At 71.5% G+C, this 15,506-nt stretch carries 16 protein-coding genes and 1 pseudogene; 12 read left to right on the top strand and 5 right to left on the bottom strand.

Going from position 1 to position 15,506, the window contains the following annotated elements; all coding sequences use genetic code 11:
* The first annotated feature begins 34 nt into the window (after positions 1-34).
* From AB0M88_RS32235 to AB0M88_RS32215, 5 genes and pseudogenes are all read left to right on the top strand, one after another.
* Positions 35-1,309: a pitrilysin family protein gene (locus tag AB0M88_RS32235; RefSeq protein ID WP_364109012.1), complete on the top strand. Its 1,275-nt coding sequence runs from the start codon at positions 35-37 to the stop codon at positions 1,307-1,309.
* Positions 1,310-1,320: 11 nt separating this feature from the next.
* Positions 1,321-2,280, top strand: a complete 960-nt coding sequence (locus tag AB0M88_RS32230; RefSeq protein ID WP_364109008.1) for a phosphatase PAP2 family protein — start codon at positions 1,321-1,323, stop codon at positions 2,278-2,280.
* A 4-nt stretch (positions 2,281-2,284) separates the two neighbouring features.
* Positions 2,285-3,019, top strand: a complete 735-nt coding sequence (gene dapB / locus AB0M88_RS32225) for a 4-hydroxy-tetrahydrodipicolinate reductase (RefSeq protein ID WP_364109006.1) — start codon at positions 2,285-2,287, stop codon at positions 3,017-3,019.
* 132 nt (positions 3,020-3,151) lie between these two features.
* Positions 3,152-3,280, top strand: a pseudogene (locus AB0M88_RS32220) (IS481 family transposase); the annotation flags it as partial.
* Between the two features lie 272 nt (positions 3,281-3,552).
* Complete coding sequence (locus AB0M88_RS32215) at positions 3,553-4,137, top strand: GNAT family N-acetyltransferase (RefSeq protein ID WP_364109004.1); 585 nt, start codon at positions 3,553-3,555, stop codon at positions 4,135-4,137.
* On the opposite strand, the gene AB0M88_RS32210 is transcribed toward AB0M88_RS32215, so the two are convergent.
* Both AB0M88_RS32210 and AB0M88_RS32205 read right to left on the bottom strand, forming a co-directional pair.
* Complete coding sequence (locus AB0M88_RS32210) at positions 4,127-5,029, bottom strand: hypothetical protein (RefSeq protein WP_364109002.1); 903 nt, start codon at positions 5,027-5,029, stop codon at positions 4,127-4,129. The two genes, AB0M88_RS32215 and AB0M88_RS32210, sit on opposite strands and share 11 nt — an antisense overlap.
* On the bottom strand, positions 5,026-5,715 hold the full coding sequence (locus AB0M88_RS32205) for a hypothetical protein (protein ID WP_364109000.1): 690 nt from the start codon (positions 5,713-5,715) through the stop codon (positions 5,026-5,028). Before AB0M88_RS32205 ends, AB0M88_RS32210 begins: the two co-directional genes overlap by 4 nt.
* A gap of 140 nt (positions 5,716-5,855) precedes the next feature.
* Here AB0M88_RS32205 and AB0M88_RS32200 point away from each other — a divergent pair, with 140 nt between their 5' ends.
* Complete coding sequence (locus tag AB0M88_RS32200) at positions 5,856-6,290, top strand: hypothetical protein (protein ID WP_364108998.1); 435 nt, start codon at positions 5,856-5,858, stop codon at positions 6,288-6,290.
* A complete protein-coding gene (locus AB0M88_RS32195; protein WP_364108996.1) occupies positions 6,275-7,174 on the top strand; it encodes an MFS transporter permease in 900 nt (299 codons plus the stop codon). The genes AB0M88_RS32200 and AB0M88_RS32195 overlap by 16 nt, the downstream gene beginning before the upstream one ends.
* Positions 7,175-7,298: 124 nt before the next feature.
* Here the strand turns inward: AB0M88_RS32195 and AB0M88_RS32190 are convergent, their stop codons facing one another.
* From AB0M88_RS32190 to AB0M88_RS32180, 3 genes are read right to left on the bottom strand one after another with little or no spacing between them, the layout of a single operon-like run.
* On the bottom strand, positions 7,299-7,727 hold the full coding sequence (locus AB0M88_RS32190; protein WP_364108994.1) for a DUF393 domain-containing protein: 429 nt from the start codon (positions 7,725-7,727) through the stop codon (positions 7,299-7,301).
* The gene (locus tag AB0M88_RS32185; protein ID WP_364108992.1) at positions 7,724-8,353 is read right to left on the bottom strand and encodes a GNAT family N-acetyltransferase; all 630 of its coding nucleotides are present in this window, start codon (positions 8,351-8,353) and stop codon (positions 7,724-7,726) included. The genes AB0M88_RS32190 and AB0M88_RS32185 overlap by 4 nt, the downstream gene beginning before the upstream one ends.
* A gap of 9 nt (positions 8,354-8,362) precedes the next feature.
* A complete protein-coding gene (locus AB0M88_RS32180) occupies positions 8,363-8,881 on the bottom strand; it encodes a GNAT family N-acetyltransferase (RefSeq protein ID WP_364108990.1) in 519 nt (172 codons plus the stop codon).
* A gap of 38 nt (positions 8,882-8,919) precedes the next feature.
* Here AB0M88_RS32180 and AB0M88_RS32175 point away from each other — a divergent pair, with 38 nt between their 5' ends.
* From AB0M88_RS32175 to AB0M88_RS32155, 5 genes are all read left to right on the top strand, one after another.
* Entirely contained in the window at positions 8,920-10,158 is a 1,239-nt protein-coding gene (locus tag AB0M88_RS32175) for a crosslink repair DNA glycosylase YcaQ family protein (protein WP_364108988.1), read from the top strand.
* Between the two features lie 310 nt (positions 10,159-10,468).
* A complete protein-coding gene (locus AB0M88_RS32170) occupies positions 10,469-11,080 on the top strand; it encodes a DUF2752 domain-containing protein (protein ID WP_364108986.1) in 612 nt (203 codons plus the stop codon).
* 25 nt (positions 11,081-11,105) lie between these two features.
* Positions 11,106-11,999, top strand: coding sequence for a 4-hydroxy-tetrahydrodipicolinate synthase (gene dapA, locus AB0M88_RS32165; RefSeq protein WP_364108984.1), 894 nt, complete (start codon positions 11,106-11,108; stop codon positions 11,997-11,999).
* Between the two features lie 88 nt (positions 12,000-12,087).
* A complete protein-coding gene (locus AB0M88_RS32160; protein ID WP_364108981.1) occupies positions 12,088-13,776 on the top strand; it encodes a ribonuclease J in 1,689 nt (562 codons plus the stop codon).
* Positions 13,777-13,899: 123 nt separating this feature from the next.
* Positions 13,900-15,501, top strand: coding sequence for a S1 family peptidase (locus tag AB0M88_RS32155; RefSeq protein ID WP_364108979.1), 1,602 nt, complete (start codon positions 13,900-13,902; stop codon positions 15,499-15,501).
* Positions 15,502-15,506 lie beyond the last annotated feature (5 nt).

Below are 15,506 nucleotides of genomic sequence, written 5' to 3'. Positions count from 1 at the left end.
GGCCGAGAGGCCGGCCCGCGTCTCCACCAAGACCTTGCAGGACGGCGTCAAACGCACCGTCCTGCCCAGCGGTCTGCGCATCGTCACCGAGGCCATCCCGACCACCCGCAGCATCTCGCTCGGCGTCTGGGTCGGCATCGGTTCGAGGGACGAGACCCCGGCCATGTCGGGCGCCTCCCACTTCCTCGAGCACCTGCTCTTCAAGGGCACCCACAAGCGCACCGCGCTGCAGATCTCGGCCGAGATCGAGGCGGTCGGCGGCGAGACCAACGCCTTCACCACGAAGGAATACACCTGCTACTACGCGCGGGTGCTCGACGACGACCTCGCGCTGGCGGTCGACGTGCTGGCCGACGCGGTAGCCGATTCGATCCTCGAACCGTCCGACGTCGAGACCGAACGCGGCGTGATCCTCGAAGAGATCGCCATGCACGAGGACGAGCCCGGTGACGAGGTGCACGACATCTTCACCGAGGCGATCTACGGCGACCACCCGCTCGGCCGGCTGATCTCGGGCACCGAGGAGTCGATCACCTCGATGACCCGGACCCAGATCAACGGCTTCTACCGGCGGCGCTACACGCCGCCCAACATCGTGGTCGCGGCGGCCGGCAACCTCGATCACGCGACGGTCGTACGCCTGGTGCGCAAGGCCCTGGCCGGCACCGCCCTCGACGGGAAGGACGCGCCGCCGGCCGCTCCCCGGCTGGGCAGCAAGCGGGTGCCGACCCAGAAGCCGCACACGGTCGTCCGCAACCGCGACACCGAACAGGCCCACGTGGTGCTGGGCGGAATCGGCATCGGCCGTCTCGACGAGCGCCGGTTCGCGCTCGGCGTGCTCAACAACGTGCTCGGCGGTGGCATGTCGAGCCGCCTCTTCCAGGAGATCCGGGAGAAGCGGGGACTGGCCTACTCGGTCTACTCGTACGCCAGCCAGTACGCCGACGCGGGCGTCTTCGGCGTCTACGCCGGCTGCGCGCCGGGCAAGGTCGACGAAGTGCTCGATCTCACCCGGGCCGAGCTGGCCTCGGTGGCGGCCGACGGGCTGACCACCGAGGAGGTCGCGCGCGGCCGGGGCATGGTCAAGGGGTCGTACGTGCTCGGCCTGGAGGACACCGGCTCGCGGATGAGCCGGCTCGCCAAGTCCGAGCTGCTCTACGGCGACCTGATGACCGTCGACGAGCTGCTGGCCCGGGTCGACGCGGTCACCGAGGAGGAGGTCCGCAAGGTCGCCCGTGACCTGCTCGACCAGCCGATGACCCTGGCCGTGGTGGGTCCGTTCGACGAAGCGGCTTTCACCGCCCGTTAACCTTGGACCCCGTGACGACGCTGGACTCCCCACCGGAAACCGCCGAGCCGACCCCCGACCTGCGCAAGCGACGGGTCGTCGGCCTGGCGGTCTGGGTGGTGGCGTTCGTGCTGTTCGTCGCGCTGGTCGGCATCCCGACCAGCGACCCGCTGGAGGCGTTCGGCTGGCTCTGGCTGGCCACCATCGCATGGCGCAGCCACCGGCCCTGGCGCGAGCACCTGAGGTTCCTGCGCGACTGGCTGCCCGTCGTGGCGCTCCTGGAGATCTACAACGTCACCCGGGGCTCGGCCGACAACCTGTTCGCGCCGCACGTCACCCCGATGATCCACTTCGACGAGTGGCTGTTCGGATGGTTCACCGACGGCCGCATCCCGACGATCTGGCTCCAGCAGCACCTCTATCACCCCGGCCACGTGCAGTGGTGGGAGGTGGTCGTGACCCTCATCTACACCTCCCACTTCCTGACCGTCCCGACCGTCGCGGTGATCCTCTGGCTGCGCAACCGGGGGCTGTCCTACCGCTTCATGCGGCGCTGGGTGGTGCTGAGCGTGGCCGGCCTGATCACGTACTTCCTCTACCCGGCCGCCCCGCCCTGGTGGGCCTCGACCCAGGGCTATCTGACCGAGCCGGTCGCCCGCATCTCGACCGACGGATGGTCGGCGCTCGGTCTGCACAGCGCCGGCAACACGCTCAACGCGCTGCAGGCCGACCAGTCCAACCTGGTCGCGGCGATGCCGTCGCTGCACACGGCGTACGCGATGATGGCCGTCGCCTTCTTCCTGCCGATGGTCCGCCGCCGCTGGTGGCCGGTGCTGCTCGCCTACCCGCTGGCGATGACCTTCGCCCTGGTCTACACCGGCGAGCACTACGTGGCCGACGTGCTGGTCGGCTGGCTCTACGTGGCCCTCACCTTCACCGTGGTCGGGCTGGGGGAGCGCTGGTGGGAGCGGCGCCGGGCTGCGTTAAGTTGACCCGGTGATTCGCGTAGGTGTGTTCGGCGCCCGGGGGCGCATGGGTTCCGAGGTCTGCAAGGCGGTCGAGGCGGCCGGCGATCTCGAGCTGGTGGCGGCGATCGATCAGGACGATTCCCGGTCGCCGGCCTCCGCCGCCCAGGTGATCGTCGACTTCACCACCCCCGACGTGGTGATGGGCAACCTCGAATGGGCGATCGGCCAGGGAATCCACGCGGTCGTCGGCACGACCGGCTTCACCGATCAAAGGCTCGATTCCGTACGCGGGTGGCTCGCGTCCCACCCCTCCACCGGCGTGCTGATCGCCCCCAACTTCGGCATCGGCGCCGTGCTGATGATGGAGTTTGCCGCCCGCGCCGCCCGCTACTTCGAGTCGGCCGAAATCATCGAGCAGCACCACCCGCGCAAGCTCGACGCCCCGAGCGGCACGTCCGGGCACACCGCCCGGCTGATCGCGGCGGCCCGCACGGAGGCCGGCCTGGGCCCGATGCCCGACGCGACCGAACAGGAGGCGCCGGGCGCCCGCGGCACCGACGTCGAGGGCGTGCGCGTCCACTCGGTGCGGGCGGCCGGGCTGGTCGCCCACCAGGAGGTGCTGTTCGGCACCCAGGGCGAGACGCTGACGATCCGGCACGACTCGCTCGACCGGGTCTCATTCATGCCGGGCGTGCTGCTCGCGGTACGCACGATCGTCGGCCGCCCCGGCCTGACGGTCGGCCTGGACGCCTTCCTCGACTAGGTTCTGTCTCTCAGATCGAGGCCATCCGGCACGGTGCGAAGCCAGTCGGCCAGTCCGGGCCAGTGTTTGCGCCGGTTGAAGCCGCGTTCGACCTGGTTCCGTCGCTTGTCGGCGGCCTGCCCCGGGGCCGACTGGCCGCTACGCCGGACCACCGACCGGTTCCAAGTCGCTGTGACCACCGCGAACGGTAGGCCGACCGCTACCGCGCCGAAGGGAACCGCGAGCATGAATGGCCGGCCGCACCACAGCCCGAACCGCACCTCGGCGCCGGTCGAACGCTGCCCGCCGCACAACACCCCGGGGCAAGGTCGAGCGTTTCCACCGCACCCTGACCGATGAATGGGGCGATGCCAAGTCCTCACCAGCGAAACGCCCACTGCAAAGCCCTGCACACCGACGATCATTACCGGCACCGCCCCGGCCATCGCAGGACCACCCCCAGCCGCGTTTCCCCGTCACACCTAAGGCCCGTCCCGTTGGGTGTTCGGCATAAATGGCGGGCGCGGGCGGCCCGGGAGCAGCACCATGGTCGCGTGCGAAGCCATAGCGGAACCGAGTTGCGCCCTGCCTATCCGATCTCCACCGAACGCCTTCTTCTTCGGCCGCTGGCCGTGGACGACGCGGACTCCCTGCTCGCCTACCGCAGCCGGCCCGACGTCTGTCGTTATGTTCCGTTCGAGCCGATGGACAAGCAGCTGATCGTCGACCGGCTTGCCGGGCCGTGGGCCCGCACCTCGCTCACCGACGAGGGGCAGTCGCTGACCCTCGGGGCCGAACTTGCCCGGACGGGTCAACTGATCGGTGATGTGGTCCTGTTCTGGCACAGCCGGGAGCATCGGGGCGGCGAACTCGGATACGTCTTCAACCCGGACTTCGCCGGGCACGGCTATGCGACCGAGGCGGGGCGGGCCGTGCTGCGGCTGGGCTTCGAGGAACTGGGCCTGCACCGCATCGTGGCGCGGCTCGACGAGCGTAACGAGGCGTCGGCCGGGGTGGCGCGCCGGCTCGGGATGCGCCAGGAGGCGCGCCTGGTCGAGAACGAGATCTTCAAGGGCGAGTGGAGCACCGAACTCCAGTTTGCCCGGCTCGCCCGCGAGTGGAACGCCGCTAGTTCTTGACCGCCAGCCGGGTCGGCAGGCCGATCAGGGACCGGCCGTCGAAGTCGACCGGCTGGCCGGCTATGCGCAGGCCCTTGACCATCGGGGCGTGGGGGAGCGGGCGGAGGCGGACGACCCCGTTGGGCACGTCCGGTTCCAGGCCCAGCCACGCCTGGAGGATCAGGATGGCGGCGGCCGCCGACCAGGCCTGGGGGCGGCATGCCGCGGGGTAGGGCATCGGGCGGCTGAGGGTCGTGCGCGGGTCGCCCGCGTACAGCTCGGGGAGCCGGAAGTCGAACGCCTCGCCGGCCGTCAGGAGGCCGTCGATGAGCGAGGCCGCGGCGGAGGCGAAGCCGCCGCGGGCGAGACCGGCGGCGACGATCGCCGTGTCGTGGGCCCAGACCGAGCCGCAGTGGTAGGAGAGCGGGGCGAAGCCGCGGTCGTCGGCCGACATCGTGCGCAGGCCGTAGGCGCCGGACATCGACTCGGTGGCGAGGGCCGCCGCGACCCGGGACTCCTCCTCGGCGGTGAGCAGGCCGGTGCCCAGCAGGTGGCCGATGTTGCTGGTCAGGGCGTCGACCGGGCGCTGGTCGCGGTCGAGGGCGAGGGCCGGGAAGCGGCCGTCGGCCACCCAGAAGGCGTCCCGGAAACGCCCGGCGAGGCCCGCAGCCCAGGCGCGCCGGCGGTCGGCGCCCGGGCGGCCGAACGCGTCGAGCAGGGCGGCGCCGTCGAGGGCGGCCCGGCAGGCGTATCCCTGCACCTCGGCCAGGGCGATCGGCGGGTCGGCCAGGCGGCCGTCGTGGAAGCGGACCGCGTCGTGGGAGTCCTTCCAGCCCTGGTTGGCCAGGCCGCGGCCGGTGGTGTCGACGTACCGCAGGAAGCCGTCGCCGGTCTCGGCGGCGAGCCAGTTCAACGCCGCCTCGAGGTGCGGCAGCAGCGAGGAGATCTCGGACGGGGCGTGACCCCAGCGCCAGGCGTCGGCGAGCAGGTTGATCCAGAGCGGGGTGGCGTCGATCGTGCCGTAATAGACCGCGGGCAGCCGGTTTCGACCGTGACGTCGGACCGCCGCAGCTCGTGCATGATCTTGCCGGGGGCCTCGCCGGTGTCCGGGTCGGTGCGGGTGCCCTGCCGGCGGCCCAGCACCCGCAGCGTCTCGATCGCCAGGCCGGTGCCCAGGGGCAGCATCATCCGGGCCGCCCACAGGCTGTCGCGGCCGAACAGCGTCAGATACCACGGGACGCCGGCGCGGAGGAAGGTGTCGCCGTCGTCGCCCGGTGTGGTCAGGCGCAGCGCCGCGAGGTCGTCGAGGGACCGGTCGACCAGCCGTTCGATCCGCCGGTCGTAGGCGCTGACCACCGGCCGGGCGAAGGCGCCGCGCGGACCGGGCCGCATCAGCGCACCCTCGTCGTCGACGGTCAGCGACCAGGTCAGTGTGCGCCGCTCACCCGGCGCCAGGTCGACCGGCCATTCCAGCGGGCCGTCGACGTGCACGGTGATCGCGTCTCGCGGCCAGATCTGTCCGGACGAGACCCGGCCGGCCTTGACCGCCTCGATCGGGGCCAGGTCGGACGCCACCTCGACGCTGACCGTCCTCGACACGGACACCGTCGTCCGCGAAGAGACCCGGCACCGGGTCGACCAGGCCGCGCGGCAGATGCGCACCGCGCGATCCAAGCTGCTCGCGGTGCGCATCGAGCCGACAGGGGCTGACTGGTGTGCAGCGGGTAGGTTGTCGTCCGATGAATCTCACCCTGCGCGGCCGGTGGATCCGGGTCGTGTTCACGCTCGCGGCCGCCGTGCTGCTGGTGTGGGGCACGCTCTGGGGCGGCGACGACGACTTCCCGTTCGGCCCCTTCCGGATGTATGCGTCGGCCCCCGGCTCGAACGAGGCGGCCAAGGACTCCCGGGTCGAAGGCGTCGACGTCGCCGGCAAGGTCGTGCCGCTGACCGAGACCAATTCGGGCATCCGCCGGGCCGAGATCGAGGGCCAGCAGGCGGCCTATGTCGCGGACCCCGCGCGGTTGCGCGAGGTTGCTGACGCGTACGCCGTACGCAACCCGGCCGCCCCCGCGCTCCGCGAGGTCCGTCTCGTCATCCGGTGGCACGGCGTCAAGCACAGCCGCCCCACCGGCACCTGGACCGACCAGGTCATCGCCGATTGGGTCAAGTCGTGAAGTGGCTCTTCGAACCGGTGCCCCGCGGGCGGATCGCCGCGTTCCGCACCCTGGTCTACCTCTTCGTCGCCGCCGACATGGTGGTCTTCACGCCGTGGGTGCGGGCGCACGCCGACACCCCGGGCTCGCTCTACCAGCCCCTCCGGATCGGCCGCCTGCTGCCGCTGCCGACACCGACCGCGCTGATCGTGCACACCGTCTTCTGGGTGCTGCTCGTGGTCACCCTGCTCGCGGCCACCGGGCGGGCGCCGCGCCTGCTCGGCTGGACGGTCTTCCTGCTCTACTTCGAGTGGATGATCATCGCGATGAGCTACGGCAAGGTCGATCACGACCGGTTCGGGTTCCTCGTCGCTTTGGCCGTCCTGCCCACGGTCGGGCGGGCCCGGCATGGGGATCCCGAGCTCTCGGAGGCGGGCGGCTGGGCGCTGAGGGTGACCCAGATCGCGGTGATCTGCACCTATTTCCTGGCCTCGTGGGCGAAACTGCGGATCGGCGGCCCGCACTGGATGACCAGCTCGGTCCTCGCCCAGGCGATCATCCGGCGGGGGACACCCCTGGCCGACCTGATCGCCTCGGTGCCCGGCCTGCTGATCGTGTCGCAGTTCGGGATCATCATGTTCGAGCTGCTCAGTCCGCTGGTGTTCGCCGTGCCGCGGCGGCTGCGGGGCTGGGTGGTGGCGTTCTTCTACATGTTCCACCTGGCCACGTTCGCGACCATCACGATCTCGTTCATGCCGCATCTGATCGCGATGACCAGCTTCCTGCCGCTGGAGAAGGTGCGGCCGATCGTCTGGGCGCGGCGCCGCTTCTCGTCCACGCCTCCCTTGGGCGAGCCGCTGGCGGCCGTTCCGGCCGAGCCGGCGACCTCGCCCGGCGGCGGATAGGTCGCGCGCTCGGTCAAGTGGTCGGGCGGCCGGGCTCCGGACGATTCCGGCCGGCCGCAGGTGGTTCGGCCGGGCGCCGGGCCGTCTCGGCCGGGCTGTCTCTTCCGGGCTGTCTCTTCCGGACTCAGGCGGTCTCGGTGGTCGGGCCGTAGAGCAGGTCGCGCTGGGCCTGGGGCAGGGAGCAGGCGGCGGTGCCTCCAGGCAGCAGGTGCCGGTGGTCGGCGACCCAGTGATAGGCCGGCCAGGCCACGAGCCGCACCGGGCCGATCTGGAGCGCGCCACCCGCGAACTGCCAGAACCGTCCGGCGTCGCGCAGCAACAGGGCGATCGCGTCGGGCCCGGCCGCGACCGTGCCGTCGGAGGCGACCCACTGCACGGCCGACTCGCACTGCTCGACGGTCAGGCCGAGCTCGTCGAGGTCGGCGAACTGCCACGGGATCACCCGGGCGCGGGTCGGGATGCGGCGCCCGATGAACTCGGCGCACGTGGTGCAGAACGAGCAGTCGCCGTCGTAGACGAAGGTCGCGCCGTGGGCGGAGGCCGGGACAGTCACTCTTCTTCTCCGTCGCGGCTTGCATCCTCGGCCTGGCCCTCTTCTTCGGGGCGGCCTTCTTCTTCGTCGCGGTCCAGCGCGACGTGGAACCGCACCTGGGGCACGAGCATGTCGTCGACGTCGAGCGCCCGCCCGGCCCCGTCGGGCTCCCACCCGGCCGAGGCCAGGAACTTCTGCATCACTTTGTCCTGCTCGTAGGCCCAGGCCACGGCCGTGGCGAAGCCGTCCTCCCGCCACAGGTCGACGACCGCGGCGAGCAGCCGGCTGCCGTGACCGCGGCGGCCCCAGCGCGGTTCGATGATCAGGTCGGTGATCGCGGCGACGTCGTCGGCGAGCGGCGGCTCCTCGGGCACCAGCGCCTGCTCGTCGGCCGGGCCGGCGGCCGCGAAGCCGACCACCGCGGTCGAGGCGTCGCTCTGCTCGATCGCGATCAGCACCCGGTGCCGCCGGCTCGGTGCCGCCTCGATCGCCTCCGACCAGCCTCGTGTCAGGTAGGCCTCGTCGAGGTTGGCCAGCACGTGGGGCGGGAACATGCGCCGGTAGGACGACCGCCAGGTCGACAGCTGGATGCGAGCGATCTCCGCCGCGTCTTCCGGGCGGGCGGGGCGGACGAAGCCGAGTGCCATGCCGGAAGCCTACAGAGCGACCGCGTAGCGCAGTTCGGGCAGTTCGACCGTGTAGCCGCGCGGCACCCAGACCTCGCGCTCGCCGTCCGGCCGCATGCCCTGCCGCTCGTAGAAGCGCCGGGCCCGATGGTTGTCCTCGAGGACCCAGAGCCGCATGTCGGGAAAGCCGGCCGCGGCCAGCCGCTCCTTGGCCGTGGCGAACAGTCGGTGGCCGGTGCCGGTGCCCCACTGCCCGGGGTCGACGTAGATCGAGTAGAGCTCGCCCATCGACTCGTCGAGGGTGTCCTTCTCGGGGCGGTAGGGGCCGAACGCGGCATGCCCGACGATCTGGCCGTCGTCGACCGCGCACACCGCGCCGCCACCGGGCGGAACCTCCGTGTAGCGCCGCCGGGCCGCGAACTCGGCCGGGTCGAGCGACGCGAGGAACTCCTCCGGAACAATCCCGGCATATCCGGACTGCCACGACCGGACGTGAACGCGGGCAACCTGGTCGATCTCGTCCTCGGCGATCGTGCGGATCACAAGCATTCCTAAATTGTCGTACCCCTGCTCTACCGTTTTTGCTCGTGGCCCTTCCTGACTCGCTTTCCCTGGCCCAGGCCCGTCGCATCACGCTGGCCGCGCAGGGCTTCACCGACCCCAAGCCGGGCGGCGCCACCGACCTGCGCCACCTGCGGCGGGTGCTGCGGCGGCTGCACCTGATCCAGATGGACTCGGTCAACGTCCTGCAGCGGGCCCACTTCATGCCGCTCTACAGCCGTCTCGGGCCCTACCCGGTCGAGCTGCTCGAGCGGGCGGCCTACCGCAAGCCCCGCGAGCTGTTCGAGTTCTGGGGCCACGAGGCCTCGCTGATCACCACCGACCTCCAGCCGCTGTTCCGCTGGCGGATGGACCGGGCGGTCGACTTCGCGTGGGGCGGCGTGCGCCGGCTCGCCACCGAGCAGCCCGGCCTGATCGCGCGCGTGCTCGACGAGGTCCGGCGCCGCGGGCCGATCACCGCCGCCCAGATCGAGGACGACACCCCCCGCACCAAGGACCACTGGGGCTGGAACTGGTCGGCGACCAAGCACGCGCTGGAGTGGCTGTTCTACACCGGTCAGATCACCGCGGCCGACCGCACCACCTCGTTCGCCCGGCGCTATGACGTGCCCGAGCGGGTGCTGCCGCAGGCGGTGCTCGACGCGCCCACCCCGTCGCCGGCCGACGCGTTCCGGGCCCTGGTCGAGCTCTCCGCCCGGTCGCTCGGCGTGGCCGCCGAGCCCGAGCTGCGCGACTATTTCCGGCTCCCGGTCGACGGCTTCAAGCAGGCGGTCGCCGAGCTGGTCGAAGACCAGGTGCTGCTCCCGGTCACCGTGCCCGGGTGGAAGCAGCCGACCTATCTGCATCACGAGGCCCGGCTGCCGCGCTGGGTGCGGGCGGCCACCCTGGTCAGCCCGTTCGACCCGCTGATCTGGGAGCGGGGGCGCACCGAGCGGCTGTTCGGCATGAACTACCGCATCGAGATCTATGTGCCGGCCGCCCAGCGGCTCTACGGCTATTACGTGCTCCCGTTCCTGCTCGGTGACCGGCTGGCGGCCCGGGTCGACCTCAAGGCCGACCGCAAGACCGGGGTCCTGCAGATCCCGGCCGCCTGGCTCGAGCCGGACGCCGGCCAGGAGGAGACCGCGGTCGCGCTCGCCGCCGAGCTGCACCGGCTGGCCGGCTGGCTCGGCCTGCATTCGGTCGCCGCCCCGGACCGCGGCGACTTCGCGGGCCCGCTGACCGCCGCCCTCAAGGCCCACGCCGCCGTCGGCGCGCCGCTCTGACCGCTCCGCAGGGGCGCTCCCGGGGGCCGGGCCGGGGGTTGACCGCGCAGGGCCCGGCGCCCAGCGGGTCTCGCCCGGGTGGCCGGTTAGCGGGCAGGGCCCGGCGCTCAGCAGGTCGGTCGGGTGGCCGGTTAGCGGGCAGGGCCCGGCGCTCAGCGGGTCGCGCGGGTGGCCGGTTGGCGGGCGGGGCCCGGGGCTCAGGGGGTCGGTCGGGTGGCCGGTTGGCGGGCGGGGCCCGGGGCTCAGCGGGCCGCGCGGGTGGCCGGTTGGCGCGCGGTCGCGATCGACCGGCCGGTGTAGCGTGGCGGCCATGAGCAGTGCGACTTCGGCGGACGGACTGGCCGTCTCGCCGGGCTCTCTCCCCGGCCGCCGGCCCGAGCCGGTGTCCTTCCCGCCCGAGCTGGCGAGCCAGCCGGTGCAGGGTCCGCCGGTGCCGCCGGAGTGGGTGGCCTTCTGGGCCGCCCAGCAGCCGCGGCAGGATCGTCTCACCCGGTTCGTCCAGCGGGTCTGGCACCGGTCGCCGGTCTGGGTCGCCCCGGTCGCGATGCTCGCCTGCATGGGTGGCGCGGTCGGCTACACGCTGCTCAGCCACCCCGAGCGGGCCGACGCCGGGGCCGCCCCGACCTGCCTGCTCAAGTTGACCACCGGCTTCAACTGCCCGGGCTGCGGCGGCACCCGCGCCGCATGGTATCTGTTGCACGGCAACATCCCGGCCGCCGCCCGGCACCACGCGATCTTCACCTTCGCGGTGCCGTTCCTCATTTACATGTACGTGGCCTGGGCCGGCCGCCGGATGTTCAACTGGAAGCTGCCCCAGCTGACCATCGGTCCGCGGGTGATGGTCGGCTTCATGATCGTCTGGGGGGTCTGGAGTGTGCTGCGTAACCTCCCCTGGGCCCCGTTCACCGCTTTCTACGTCTAGGGTTGGCGTCCGCTAGGTTGTCTGTATGACGCACGACCCGCGACCCTTCGGCCGGCTGTTGACCGCCATGGTCACTCCGTTCGCCCCGGACGGCTCCCTCGATGTCGAGGGCGCGGCGAAACTGGCCTCCTACCTTGTCGATGAGCAGCGCAACGATGCTCTCGTGATCAGCGGGACCACCGGTGAGTCACCGACCACGACCGACGCCGAAAAGGACCGGTTGCTGCGGGCCGTGGTGGAGGCGGTCGGCGACCGGGCCAAGGTGGTGGCCGGCGTCGGCACCAACAACACCGCCCACACGATCGAGCTCGCGCACGCCGCGGAGAAGGCCGGCGCCCACGGTCTGCTCGTCGTGACGCCTTACTACAACAAGCCCCCGCAGGCCGGCGTCGAACGGCATTTCCGGGCCGTCGCCGACGTGGTCGGCCTGCCGATCATGGTTTATGACATTCCGCACCGGGCCGGTGTGGCGATCGCCACCGAGACGATGTGTCGGCTCGCCGAGCATGAGCGCATCGTCGGGGTGAAGGATGCCAAGGGCGACCTCACCGCCAGCTCCTGGGTGCTCACCCGCACCGACCTGGCCTATTACTCGGGTGACGACGCCGCGACCCTGCCCCTGCTGTCGATCGGCGGGACCGGGCTGGTCGGCACGTCGACCCATTTCACCGGCCCGATCGCCAAGGAGATGATCGAGGCGTACGAGCGGGGCGACACCGCCGCCGCCCTGGCCTCGCATCGCCGGGCGATGCCACTGTTCACCGGCATCTTCCGGGTCCCGGGGACCATGCTGGTCAAGGCCGGGCTGCGTGCCCGCGGCCTGCCCGCCGGTCCGGTCCGGTCGCCCCTGGTCGACGCGAGCGAGCAGGAGCTCGGCCAGCTGCGGCGGGATGCCTCGGCGGCCGGCCTCACCCTCTGACGTACGGGCCGGCCCCCCGGCCTGAGACAGGGGCGGGGGCCCGGCCAGAGACAGGGCCGGCGCTCCGGCCAGAGACAGAAAGACGCGAATGAGTCAAGCGCACGTGGAGCTCGATCCCCCACCGCCGCTGCCCGAAGGCGCCTTGCGCGTCATCCCGATGGGCGGCCTCGGGGCGATCGGCCGCAACATGACAGTTCTGGAGTTCGACGGCAAGCTGCTGGTGATCGACTGCGGGGTGCTCTTCCCCGACGTGGAGCAACCCGGTGTCGATCTGATCCTGCCCGACTTCAGCCCGATTCTCGACCGGCTCGACGACGTCCAGGCGATCGTGCTCACGCACGGTCACGAGGACCATATCGGCGCGGTGCCCTACCTGCTCGCTCACAAGGCCGACATTCCGCTGGTCGGGTCGGAGTTCACGCTCGCCCTGGTCGAGGCCAAGCTGGCCGAGCGCCGGCTCGATCCCTACACGTTGACCGTGAAGGAGGGCCAGACCGAGCGGCTGGGCCCGTTCGAGTGCGAGTTCTTCGCGGTCAACCACTCGATCCCGGACGCGCTGGCGGTCGCCGTGCGTACGCCGGCCGGCCTGGTGCTGCACACCGGCGACTTCAAGATGGACCAGGTGCCGCTCGACGGCCGCATCACCGACCTGGCCGGGTTCGCCCGGCTCGGTGCCGAGGGCGTCGACCTGCTGCTGTCCGACTCGACCAACGCCGAGGTGCCGGGTTTCGTGGCCCCCGAGCGTGACATCGGCCCGGTGCTCAGCTCGATCTTCGGCAAGGCCCAGGGCCGGATCATCGTGGCCAGCTTCGCCTCCCACGTGCACCGCGTCCAGCAGGTCTTCGACGCGGCGTGGGAATACGAGCGGAAGGTCGCGCTGATCGGCCGTTCGATGGTGCGCAACATGGGCATCGCCCGCGATCTCGGCCTGCTGCACGTGCCGGAGGGCCTGCTGGTCGGCCTGGACGAGGCTACCAACCTGCCGGCCGACGAGATCGTCTTCATGTCGACCGGTTCGCAGGGCGAGCCGATGAGCGCGCTCGGCCGCATGTCGACCGGCGACCACCGGCACATCACGATCACCTCGGGCGACACGGTCGTGCTGGCCAGCTCGCTGGTGCCGGGCAACGAGACTTCGGTCTACCGGGTCATCAACCAGCTGTCCCGGGCCGGCGCCACCGTGGTCCACAAGGAGACGGCCAAGGTGCACGTCTCCGGTCACGCCCCGGCGGGCGAGCTGCTCTTCCTGCTCAACGTGGTGCGGCCGAGCAACCTGATGCCGGTGCACGGCGAGTGGCGGCACCTGCGTGCGCACGCTCAGCTGGGCATCGAGTCGGGCGTCGCCGCCGACCGGGTCGTGCTCTGCGAGGACGGCGACGTCGTCGACCTGGTCGAGGGCCACGCCCGGCACGTCGGCCGGGTCGAAAACCGGTATGTCTACGTCGACGGTCTCGCGGTCGGTGACGTCAGCGAGTCGCTGCTGACCGAGCGGCGGATTCTCGGCGACGGCGGGTTCATCTCGGCCACGGTGGTGATCGACTCGGTGACCGGCAAGGTGGTCGGCGAGCCGAGCGTGTCGGCCAAGGGCTTCTCGGAGGACCCGGAGGCGTTCAGTCCGGTCATTCCTCTGCTGACCGCCGCCCTGCACCGGTCGGCCGAGGACGGCATCACCGACACCCACCAGTTGCAGCAGGTCGTACGCCGTACGGTGGGTCGCTGGGTGAACGACGCCTATCGACGGCGCCCGATGATTGTGCCAACGGTTGTCGAAGTCTGAACCCTTTTAAACCGTTGTCCGTACCTCTGGTCACCGGTGCCGCCCCCACGGCACCCGTGGCGAGGGGAGTACTCGACGATGCAACGCAGACGGACCGCCATGGCGCGACGCCAACGGACCACCGTGGCGCAACGCCGGAAGATCGCGGTGGCGGCCGCGGTCGTGGCGGCGGCCGGAGCGGCAGTGGCTTTCACCCTGCCGTCGATGGCCGGCACTACTCCGCAGTCCGCCGCCAAGGCGCCGGGCGGTAGTGGTGGCGTTTCTCCGCAGATTCTCGCGGCGATGCAGCGTGACCTGGGCCTCAACGCCGATGAGGCGGCGGCTCGCCTGAAGCGGGCCAAGTGGGCGAGCGGGGTCTCGGCGAAGCTCTCGGCCGAGACCGGCAGCGACTTCGGCGGCTCCTGGCTGGCGCCGGACGGCACCACCCTGAAGGTCGCCGTCACCAGCGCCGGCGCGGCGAAGACGGCCAAGGCCGCCGGCGCGGTGCCGGTGATGGTGAAGCACAGCGAGCAGGCGCTGGACGCGGCGAAGGCGAAGCTCGACTCGGCGAAGTCGGGGGCCAAGGGCCTCACCGGCTGGTACGTCGATGTGCCGACGAACAAGGTGGTCGTGGTGGCCAAGCCGGACGCGGCAGCGAAGGCGAGGTCGTGGGCCGGGAACGCCGGGGTCAACAGCGCCGACGTCGACGTGGTGACCAGCAACGCGGCACCGAAACCGCTGGCCGACCTGCACGGCGCCGACCCGTACTTCATCTCGCTCGACGGCGGCACCGCCCGCTGTTCGATCGGGTTCTCGGTCGAGGGTGGTTTCGTGACCGCCGGGCACTGCGGCAGCGCGGGTGACAAGACGTTCGACCAGGCCCAGGGGGCGATGGGCGAGGTCAAGGCGTCGGTCTTCCCGGGCGACAACGACGAGGGTTTCGTGACGGTGACCGGCGGGCAGACGCCGCAGCCGTTCGTCAACGACTTCCAGGGCAACCTGCTTCCGGTCGCGGGCAGCACCGAGGCGCCGGTCGGCGCGGCGGTGTGCCGTTCCGGTTCGACCACCGGCACCCACTGCGGCACGATCGAGGCCAAGAACCAGACCGTGGTCTACCCGGAGGGTGCGGTCACCGGCCTGACCCGCACCAACGTCTGCGCCGAGGCCGGTGACTCGGGCGGCCCGTGGCTCTCCGGCGACCAGGCCCAGGGCGTGACCTCGGGTGGTTCCGGCGACTGCACGACCGGCGGTGAGACGTTCTTCCAGCCGGTCAACGAGATCCTGGCGATCAACAACCTGACCCTGCTGACCACCGGCGGCACCGCGGCTGGCGGCGACAACGGCGGGGCCGGCGCCCCGGCCAGTGAGCCGGCGAGCGAGCCGGCCAGTGAGCCGGCCAGCGCCGCGCCGACCACCGAGCCGACGGACGCACCGGCCGCCTCGTGTGACGACCAGGCCGTGCAGCGGAAGGGTGCGTTGCGCAAGGGCCACGCTCAGGCGCAGCCCGACGGCAACGCGTTCCGTGCCAACGCCGGCAAGCAGACCGCCTGCCTGGACGCTCCGGACGGGGCCGACTTCGACCTCTTCCTGCAGAAGCTGAGCGGCAACAAGTTCCACACGGTCGCCAAGGCGACCGGTGACGGTGACAAGTCGCTCGCGGTGACCGCCCGGTCCGGCGTCTACCGGTACGTCGTGGTCGACAACTCCGGCAGCGGCGACTACGCCCTGGGGTTCACCACCCCCTAACCTGA

Origin of the sequence: Actinoplanes sp. NPDC051411, assembly GCF_040682075.1 — a bacterium.
In the GTDB taxonomy this organism is placed as follows: Bacteria; Actinomycetota; Actinomycetes; order Mycobacteriales; family Micromonosporaceae; genus Actinoplanes.
This window is presented reverse-complemented; position numbering and strand designations above follow the sequence as displayed.